This window comes from Paeniglutamicibacter sp., assembly GCF_046714615.1.
Classification (GTDB): Bacteria; Actinomycetota; Actinomycetes; order Actinomycetales; family Micrococcaceae; genus Paeniglutamicibacter.
In genome coordinates, this window is record NZ_JBKKAP010000003.1 from 37,101 (window position 1) to 46,143 (window position 9,043).

The 9,043-nt window shown below is 59.7% G+C and carries 7 protein-coding genes; all 7 read left to right on the forward strand.

Annotated elements, in window-relative coordinates:
• Positions 1 to 14: 14 nt before the first annotated feature.
• Positions 15 to 1,502 (forward strand): aldehyde dehydrogenase family protein, encoded by a 1,488-nt coding sequence (locus tag ACLQ7E_RS00270; protein WP_411730514.1) that lies wholly within the window; start codon positions 15 to 17, stop codon positions 1,500 to 1,502.
• A 597-nt stretch (positions 1,503 to 2,099) separates the two neighbouring features.
• The gene (locus ACLQ7E_RS00275) at positions 2,100 to 3,017 is read left to right on the forward strand and encodes a transporter substrate-binding domain-containing protein (RefSeq protein WP_411730518.1); all 918 of its coding nucleotides are present in this window, start codon (positions 2,100 to 2,102) and stop codon (positions 3,015 to 3,017) included.
• A 23-nt stretch (positions 3,018 to 3,040) separates the two neighbouring features.
• On the forward strand, positions 3,041 to 3,889 hold the full coding sequence (locus ACLQ7E_RS00280) for an amino acid ABC transporter permease (RefSeq protein WP_310291107.1): 849 nt from the start codon (positions 3,041 to 3,043) through the stop codon (positions 3,887 to 3,889).
• Between the two features lie 14 nt (positions 3,890 to 3,903).
• Complete coding sequence (locus ACLQ7E_RS00285; RefSeq protein WP_310293448.1) at positions 3,904 to 4,674, forward strand: amino acid ABC transporter ATP-binding protein; 771 nt, start codon at positions 3,904 to 3,906, stop codon at positions 4,672 to 4,674.
• A gap of 165 nt (positions 4,675 to 4,839) precedes the next feature.
• Positions 4,840 to 7,164: an arylsulfatase gene (locus ACLQ7E_RS00290; protein ID WP_411730519.1), complete on the forward strand. Its 2,325-nt coding sequence runs from the start codon at positions 4,840 to 4,842 to the stop codon at positions 7,162 to 7,164.
• Between the two features lie 269 nt (positions 7,165 to 7,433).
• Positions 7,434 to 8,351 carry a formylglycine-generating enzyme family protein gene (locus ACLQ7E_RS00295; protein ID WP_411730516.1) on the forward strand — a complete coding sequence of 306 codons (918 nt, stop codon included), beginning with the start codon at positions 7,434 to 7,436 and terminating at the stop codon, positions 8,349 to 8,351.
• A 588-nt stretch (positions 8,352 to 8,939) separates the two neighbouring features.
• Positions 8,940 to 9,043, forward strand: a 104-nt coding sequence (locus ACLQ7E_RS00300; RefSeq protein ID WP_411730520.1) for a pseudouridine-5'-phosphate glycosidase, incomplete at its 3' end; no start/stop codon positions are given.

The following is a 9,043-nucleotide window of genomic DNA, read 5'->3' on the forward strand; positions in this document are numbered from 1 at the left end:
ACAGGAGCACGGCAATGACCACCACCATCACCACCACCACCGGGCACCGCCTGGCACCGGATTTCGGCGACATTGACGTCGCCGCCCAGTTCATCGGCGGCCACTGGCTTCAGGGCCAATCCGAAAAGACCCTCACTGTCACCAACCCCTACGACGATTCAGTCTTGGCCACCCTGCGCCAGGGATCGACCACGGATCTCGACAAGGCCTACGCCGCTGCCGAATCAGCCCAGAAGTCATGGGCCGCCCAAATCCCTGCGGTCCGGGCCCAGGTCATGTTCCGTGCAGCAGCACTGCTGGAGGAACACCGCGAGGAACTTGTCGCTTGGCTGGTCAAGGAATCCGGCTCCACCGTGATCAAGGCCAACATCGAGGTCTCCGCGGCCGCGGGTATCACCCTGGAGGCAGCATCCTTCCCGGGCCGTGTCCACGGCCGCATCGCCGAATCCAACAACCCCGGCAAGGAAAACCGCATCTATCGCCGCCCTCTCGGCGTCGTCGGGGTCATCAGCCCATGGAACTTCCCGCTGCACCTCTCCCAGCGTTCGGTCGCCCCGGCCCTCGCCCTAGGCAATGCGGTGGTGATCAAGCCGGCCAGTGACACCCCCGTCACCGGCGCACTGCTCCTGGCCCGCATCTTCGAGGAAGCTGGGCTACCGGCCGGCGTGCTCAACGTCGTTGTCGGCGCCGGATCGGAAATCGGGGACCACTTCGTCGCCCACCGCGTCCCCGCACTGATCTCCTTCACCGGCTCCACCCCGGTGGGTCAAAACGTCGGACGCATCGCCACCGGCGGCCAACACCTCAAGCACGTGGCCCTGGAACTGGGAGGCAACAGCCCCCTCGTCGTCCTGGCTGATGCGGACCTGGACCTGGCCGTGAAGTCGGCGGTGCTCGGCTCCTACCTGCACCAGGGCCAGATCTGCATGGCGGTGAACCGAATCATCGTCGAGGCCCCGGTTTATGACGAATTCGTGGAACGCTTCGCCGCCGCCGCGGCCCAACTGCCCGTCGGGGATCCTTCCCTGCCGGAAACCGTGGTCGGACCGATTATCAACGACAGTCAACTGGCCAGCATTGCCGGAAAAATCGACCAGGCCAAGGCCGAGGGTGCACGCATGGCCCTCGAAGGCACCATCACCGGGCGGGTTGTCTCGCCGTTCGCCTTCGCCGATGTCACACCCGACATGGAGATCGCCCGCGAAGAGATCTTTGGCCCCTTGGTCGGAATCCTCCGCGCCCAGGATGAAGCCCACGCCCTCGAGCTGGCCAACGACACGCGCTTCGGGCTCAGCAGCTCGGTGTTCACCACCGACGTGGACCGCGGCGTCCGCTTCGGGCTGGAGATCAGGGCAGGCATGACACACATCAACGACATGCCCATCAACGACGAAGCCCATATCCCCTTCGGCGGCGAACGAAACTCCGGCCTCGGCCGCTTCAACGGTGACTGGGCCATCAGCGAATTCACCACCGACCACTGGATCGGCATCCAACGCTAGTCGTTCTCCAAGTATGGTCTTGGCCTGAAATCCTGCCACGGCGGGGTCGATACCTAAACGGTGCCGGCCCCGCCGCCCGCCATATGTCGAATCGTACGACACAGGAGGTAGGCGATTGGCACTCGCATGTGCCAAGGAAACAGCTTTTAGCCAGCCGCGCCATGGTCCGGGAAATGGGCAGGTTCGAGCCTGGCCACGGATACCGCGAACGATGCTGCCCCAGAACCCCTGCCACGTTGCATGGTGGTCCGCCAGTGGGATCACTCTCCCCTGCGCATATCCCGCCGCCCAAAATGAGGCCTGCTTGAGGCAGGGGTCGATCGGAAGCTCAGGAACCCTTGATACACACTTTCCATGAGCCAAGCCCAAAAAGTTCATTTAATGGACTGTTTTGAAACGATAGAAACATCGGGAAAAGTCAACGAAATGTAGTGAATTGCGCTTGATACGTTGCGTGATGTAGGGCACAATCGAATAATCACGTAAGACTTAGATCACAAATAGTTCATTAGATGAACTAATCGTTCCGCCGACACGGCGTCGATCGCCAACGAAAGAGATACCCCCACCATGAGCACTCGCAAACTTTCCAGAGCAATGGTCCTGACTGCAGCCCTGATTGCGCTCACCGCATGCAGCACCACGGCGGAGGGAGCCCCACAGGCAACGAATGGATCCACCGCCCAGAGCGCGGTCAACGAATCAGCACGGAATCTACTGCCCGAGGACATCCGCAATGACGGGAAGCTGGTCTTTGGCAGCACGGCCAACAACGCCCCCTTCACCATGAAAACCGGCGACACGATGGGTGGCATGTTGCCGGAGCTTGGTACTGAGGTGGGTGCCGTGTTGGGTGTCGACGTCCAATTTGAGGCAATGGCCTTCCCCGGGCTGGTCCCGGCATTGACCGCCAAGCGAATCGACGGGATCTGGACCCTGATGCAGGCGACCGAAGAGCGCGAAACCACCCTGGAGATGATCTCCTACATGAAGAACTCCCAAAGTTTCATGACGCTAGCGGACGCGGCGCCAGTGGAAAATACCGAAGCACTGTGTTCCCTGCATCTTTCAACCGTGCGTGGCGGGACATCGCAAATACTTCTTGATTCCATCGCCGAAGATTGCGAAAAGGCGGCTCACGGCCGTCCGGAAATCTCGCTGTTCGACGACCCAGCCACGGCACAGACCCAGCTGCGTTCAGGCCGCGTAGATGCGTTCGCAGGGATCACGGTGCCGGTTCGCTACGTCGCCGATACCGTGGAAAACGGTTCGGTCTTCACCGTTGCCCCCATCGAATACCTTGGTGGCGCGCAAGCCATCGCTTTGGCCAAGGGCGACACCGACCTTGCGGCTGCGCTGCAGGCCGCGTTCAAGGTAGTCATCGATAGCGGCCGATACAAAGAAATCCTCGCAAAGTACGGCGCCGAAAACGAAACGTTCACCGCCGAGCAAATCGTGCTGAATCCAGCTACAAGCGGCGTTCTCGACGACGTCGTGCGGACAGAGAGCAAGTAGCCGTGGTAATTACTTCGCCAACCGTGCACCGAAAGGCAGACGATCTGCGCATCGATGCCGTTCCGGTCAAGCACTACGGCCAGTGGATCATGGCCGCCGCCGCCACCGTCCTGCTTGCGGCTTTCCTGCTCGCCATGGCGCGCAACGAAAACCTTGACTACTCCGTAGTCGCTTCGAACCTATTCGCCGGATCCATCCTCAAGGGGCTTCTCGTCACGTTCCAGCTCACTGCGGTGAGCATCGTAGCTGGCACCATCATCGGCGTGCTCCTTGCTATTGCCAAGCTTTCGCACAACAAGGTCCTCAGTGGGCTGGCCTCGGGATACGTCTGGTTCTTCCGAGGTGTTCCTCTGCTGGTGCTCATCTTGATCTTCGGAAACTTTGCACTGCTATTTGAAACGTTGGGCATCGGGATACCGTTTACCGGGATCATGTTCTTCGAAGTGGAAACCAATGCCGTCATGACCACTTTCGTTGCCGCTGCCTTGGCATTATCCATCCACGAAGGCGCCTACATGGCAGAAATCGTGCGGGGCGGAATCCTCGGGATCGATGAGGGGCAAAAGGAAGCCGCGGCTGCTTTGGGCATGCGCTCGAGCATTGCCATGTGGCGCATCGTCCTGCCCCAGGCACTGCGGATGATCATCCCTCCGACAGGCAATCAGCTCATTCTTTTGCTCAAGTCCAGTTCCTTGGTTTCGGTCATCGCAGGCGGCGAGATCATGACCGCCATCAATGACATCGCCGCGGTCAACTACCGAACTGTCGAGATGTTCTTCGTCGCCTCGTTCTGGTACCTGGTCATAGTTTCCGTCCTCAGCATCGGACAAGGCTTCCTTGAACGCCGTGCCGCACGTGGATACACCCGATGAAAGAAGCAACAACAATGAACACCCCCATGGTCCTGGCACAAGGTGTCCGCAAGTCTTTTGGTGCGCATGAAGTCCTCAAAGGCATCGACTTAGAGGTAGGTAATGGCCAAGTCATGTGTTTTCTTGGCCCTTCCGGGTCGGGCAAATCCACCTTCCTGCGCTGCATGAACCGCCTGGAAACCATCGATGCGGGACGAATCCGTGTCGGAGGTGAACTTGTCGGCTACAAGGAAAAGAACGGCCGGCTGCACCACCTCACTGAGGCAGAACAGGCGCGCCAGCGGCGGGACATTGGCATGGTCTTCCAAAGGTTCAATCTCTTTGCGCACATGTCGGCCCTTGAAAACGTCATGGAAGCTCCTTTGCGGGTCCTCAAGCGCCCAAAGGCCGAAGTGCGGGAACGAGCACAAGCCGCGCTGGAACGCGTCGGACTGACCGGGCATGAACGCAAATATCCTGCCCAGCTCTCCGGAGGCCAGCAGCAGCGTGTGGCAATAGCACGGGCACTGGCCATGGAACCGAAGCTCATGCTTTTCGACGAGCCTACCTCCGCGCTGGACCCCGAACTGGTTGGTGAGGTTCTCGACGTGATGAGGGGTCTTGCCTCCACTGGGATGACAATGATCGTGGTGACACATGAAATGGAGTTCGCAAAGGACGTCGGTGATGAGCTTGTCTTCATGGATGGTGGGCTCATCGTCGAAAGAGGAACCCCCCGCGAAGTCCTGGAGAATCCTCGTCATGAGCGTACCCAACGCTTCTTGCGGGCGACGTCAGAGATCTAGAACGGCCACAACACCGAGGCCGCTAACGTGCCCCATGGAAAAGGCGCCGGAAACGGATCGGGATCGAAACCTCTGGCCCCATTTCCCATCGATCGCGCACTTGTGGGCATATCGGTCTAAAGGCACTTAAACGTCACACTCCGTCTTACAGGAACGAGGAAGATGATGGAACCCGCGCCGGGAATCCCCGCACAGGCACGCGGCTACGAGAATTTCGACGGCCGCATCGATCGGAAGGCGTCGAACTCCCGGCCTTCCTGGAGCGCTCAACCCCGCGCAGGAGGGGGCGCCCCTAATGTAATCCTGATGGTGATGGATGACATGGGTTTCAGCGACATCGGCGCCTACGGCAGCGAGATCGACACTCCTAACCTCGACGCCATCGCATCAGCCGGAGTACTGGAAACCAACTATCACACTCCCCCGATGTGTGCTCCGGCCAGGGCGTCGCTCCTGACCGGGGTCAACCCACACCGGGCAGGATTTGCCTATGTTCCGCATGCCGACCCCGGGTTCCCGAACTATGCCATGGAACTTCCCGCCCGGGCCCCCACACTCGCCGCGACCCTGCGCAACGCGGGATATTCGACATTTGCCTTGGGCAAATGGCACCTGACATTGGAAACCAATCTGTCCGACGGCGGGGACAAGTCCTCGTGGCCCTTGCAACGGGGCTTTGACAAGTATTTTGGCTGCATGGATGGCTTCACATCCCTGTTCCATCCGCACCGTTTGGTCCGGGACAACTCCGCAGTTCACACCGAGGAATACCCCGAAGATTTCTACCTTACCGATGCGTTGACTGACGAAGCTATGGGCATGATTTCATCGCACCAGGCGGGTTCCGGCGCGCGGCGCCCCTTCTTCATGTATTTCGCCCAGCAAGCCGTCCACGGCCCCCTCCAAGCCAAGGACCGAGACATCGAAAAATATCGAGGCATCTACGACGAGGGCTGGGATGTCCTGCGTGAACAGCGCTTCAAACGACAACTGGACAAGGGACTCTTTGCCGGAAACACTTCACTGCCGGCCAGGGATGAAAGCGCATTGGATGGCGTCGAGCCGTGGAAGGACCTCACTGCCGAGCAGAAAATCCGCTTCGCCCGCCATATGGAGGTCTATGCCGCAACGCTCGACAACGTGGACCAGAACGTCGGGCGTTTGGTCCAACACCTCAAGTTGATCGGCGAGTACGACAACACGATTTTCGTTTTCACTTCCGATAACGGCGGCACCGCCGAGGGTGGTTCCGAAGGAACCCGGAGCTACTTCAGCCAATTCGCATCGATGCCGGGCTTGCCCGGAAGTTGGGAACGCGACGTCCCGCGGCCGATCGATCTTATCGGCGGACCGCAGGTCTATTCTCATTACCCACGCGGTTGGGCCGCAGTATCCAACACCCCTTTCCGCAAGTACAAAACGCACACCATGGCCGGAGGCGTGCGGGTTCCCTTGGTGCTGTCGTGGCCAGCCGGGAAAGGTCAAGGACTTCACGGCATACGCAACGCCTTCATGTTCAGCGCCGATGTCATGCCAACGTTACTCGAGCTTGCAGGGGTTCCGCCGATGACACACGTCCAGGGCGAAATGGCCCTGGAACTCGATGGAGTCTCTCGGGTCCAGACCCTTGTTGGCGGCGAACCCGAGGACCATACCCAATATTTTGAGCTTCAGGGCCGTCGAGCCCTGTGCACCCACCAATGGAAGCTGCTCTCCCCCGATCGTCTCGGCCCAAGCTGGGATCCCGACGCCTGGCAGCTATACAACGTGCTCACAGATCCCACGGAGATTCATGATCTGGCCGCTGAACACCCCGGGATCGTTCGCGAGCTCGCTGCACGGTGGGACTCCGAGGCCTGGCGCAACACCGTATTCCCGCTCAACGACGACGGCACACTGCTGCGGGTTCGCCCGGCATCCGAACTGGAACTCGAAAACCCGCTGACCCTTTACCGTTCCTCGGGCGTCCTGGAACGGTTCAGGTCTTTGAAGCTGACCAAACTCCGTTCCTTCGACATAGAGCTGGATTTTGAGTTCACCGACCGCGACGCCGGTGTATTGGTCTCCCATGGCGACCAAGGCGGCGGATATCTGCTCTACGTGAAGGACCACGAACTCCACCTGTCCTACAATGCCTACGGCACCGTCCTGCGGGGGCGGCACGCGCTGGACACCGGACATCACCACTTGACGGTGCATTTCCTTTCGCTTCCGGATGCGCAGTGGCAGATTTCGCTAACGGACCGGGATGGCATGAACAAGGTCCTCATTGATGTGGTTCCCATGATGGTCGGAATGGCGCCGTTCACCGGCATTAGTGTCGGGGCCGATCGATGCGGCCCGGTGGATTGGGACCTCTCTGAACGACACAGGAGTTTCCCTTTCACCGGGTCCCTCGGTCCTGTCACGTACATACCGGGAGCGAAAACCGATCTGAACCCCGAGCTCTTTGCCGAACTTGAGGAACGTGTCGCCGTGGTCTTTGATTAGGATCGGTGCAGACCCGGAAATATTGAGTCAGGATGCAACCCGGGCTTGCCATGTACCCTCGACAAGAACGATGATATTTTCCCGCTGGCGATGCCCAGCACTGGCATCTCACACTGGTGCGGTGCCAGTGCTGGGCTACCATCCAACAAGAATCTGAACTTCGGTCATGCCAGACGAACACAGCAACGGAAAACCAGAACGCAAGGACATTCATATACATGGCAGCCGGCACTGACTCGTCTCCCCCATGCTGCTGTTCCCCGGCACGCATGGAACATCAAACCAACGATATCGACCGCCGCGAGCCATCCGTGACGGCGAACCGGGCGAAGGCGCACCATGTTGATGTTCAAGTACCTGGAGGGCACTTCCAGATGGGCGACGCATTCAACGAGGGGTATGAGGCTGATGGAGAGACCCCTGTACATGAGGTGTCTTTGGAAGGCTTCCGGATTGATGCAACCACGGTAACCAACAACATGTTCGCTGCGTTCGTAAACGATACGGGTTACAGGAGCGAGGCCCAGGTCTATGGCTCATCAGCCGTGTTCCACCTCCTGGCCACAGCGGCACGCAGCGAAATAGTCGGATCCGTCGAGGGTGCACCGTGGTGGCTAAGTATTCGCGGTGCCAGCTGGCTCCATCCCACCGGCCCCGGATCAGATTGGAAGGAAGCCCCCGATCACCCAGCGGTTCATATCTCGCACAATGACGCTCTTGCCTACTGCCAGTGGGCAGGGCGACGCCTTCCCACCGAAGCCGAATGGGAATACGCGGCTCGGGGAGGACTTGGCCAATTGCGTTATGCATGGGGCAACGACCTGGAGCCACAAGGAAACCACGCCTGCAATATCTGGCAAGGAAGCTTTCCCACTGAGAATTCTGTGGAAGACGGTTACCTCGGCACCGCACCAGTAAGGTCATTCCAACCCAATGCATACGGATTGTACGAGGTTGCAGGCAACGTATGGGAATGGTGCGCCGACTGGTTCCTGCCGAAGTACTACCGGAAATCCCCGAAGAATAATCCCCAAGGGCCGACGATCGGGACGGGACGAGTCATGCGCGGAGGATCGTACCTTTGCCATGACTCATACTGCAATAGGTATCGCGTCGCCGCCCGCACTTCGAACACGCCAGATTCTTCCAGTGGAAATTGCGGATTCCGCACTGTCGCCCTGCCCTGAGCTTGACAGGCATAGACGAACCAAGACTATGGGACGGTCCGAACCTGTGGAGTCCAACCACGAGCAAACAATGGCCTGCCGAAACGTTGACACGGTGCACGCCGCAACCGGCCGCTAGATGCCCAGCCCGCGTACCGCAGCGCTCATGGCGAGCACCGCTACGACATCCGCCCGGTCCGCTCCTCGGCACCCCCACGGGCTGCCAGTACGTAACGTTTGCGCAGCGTGAAATATATGCCACGGCCGCAACCGGGGCAAGTACCACCATCACCCGGCTCCGCAGGCTCGGCAGGCTCGGCAGGCTCGGCAGGCTCGGGCAGCGCGAAGCCGGCGGCGCCATGAAGTTTCCGCTGACGCTGCAGCTGATCGAGGAAGCGAAGCGCTTCGAGCTACGGTCGTCGTGTGGGCATTGCTTCTACTTCGACGCAGATCGCGAGACGTGCAAACACGATTGGCCCGACGAGGGTCAGCGTCGTTTGCCACTCGATGCGAAAGACTCCAACGGAGAAACTCCGACGGAAGTCGCGTTTTGTAAGGAATTCGAATTGCGTTGAGTTGGTTCTGCACGAGCTGCGTTAGCATGGCTTCGTGCTCGATTTGATCCTGTCTCCTGAGCTGGCGGAGGCAAAAGTCGACAAGCGCCCCGTCGTCGCGCTCGAATCCACGCTCGTCGCTCACGGGTTGCCGTATCC

Coding starts and splice junctions, on each gene's coding strand:
- ACLQ7E_RS00270 (WP_411730514.1), top strand. CDS start 15: ATGACCACCACCATCACCACCACCACCGGGCACCGCCTGGCACCGGAT.
- ACLQ7E_RS00275 (WP_411730518.1), top strand. CDS start 2,100: ATGGTCCTGACTGCAGCCCTGATTGCGCTCACCGCATGCAGCACCACG.
- ACLQ7E_RS00285 (WP_310293448.1), top strand. CDS start 3,904: ATGAACACCCCCATGGTCCTGGCACAAGGTGTCCGCAAGTCTTTTGGT.
- ACLQ7E_RS00290 (WP_411730519.1), top strand. CDS start 4,840: ATGGAACCCGCGCCGGGAATCCCCGCACAGGCACGCGGCTACGAGAAT.
- ACLQ7E_RS00295 (WP_411730516.1), top strand. CDS start 7,434: ATGGAACATCAAACCAACGATATCGACCGCCGCGAGCCATCCGTGACG.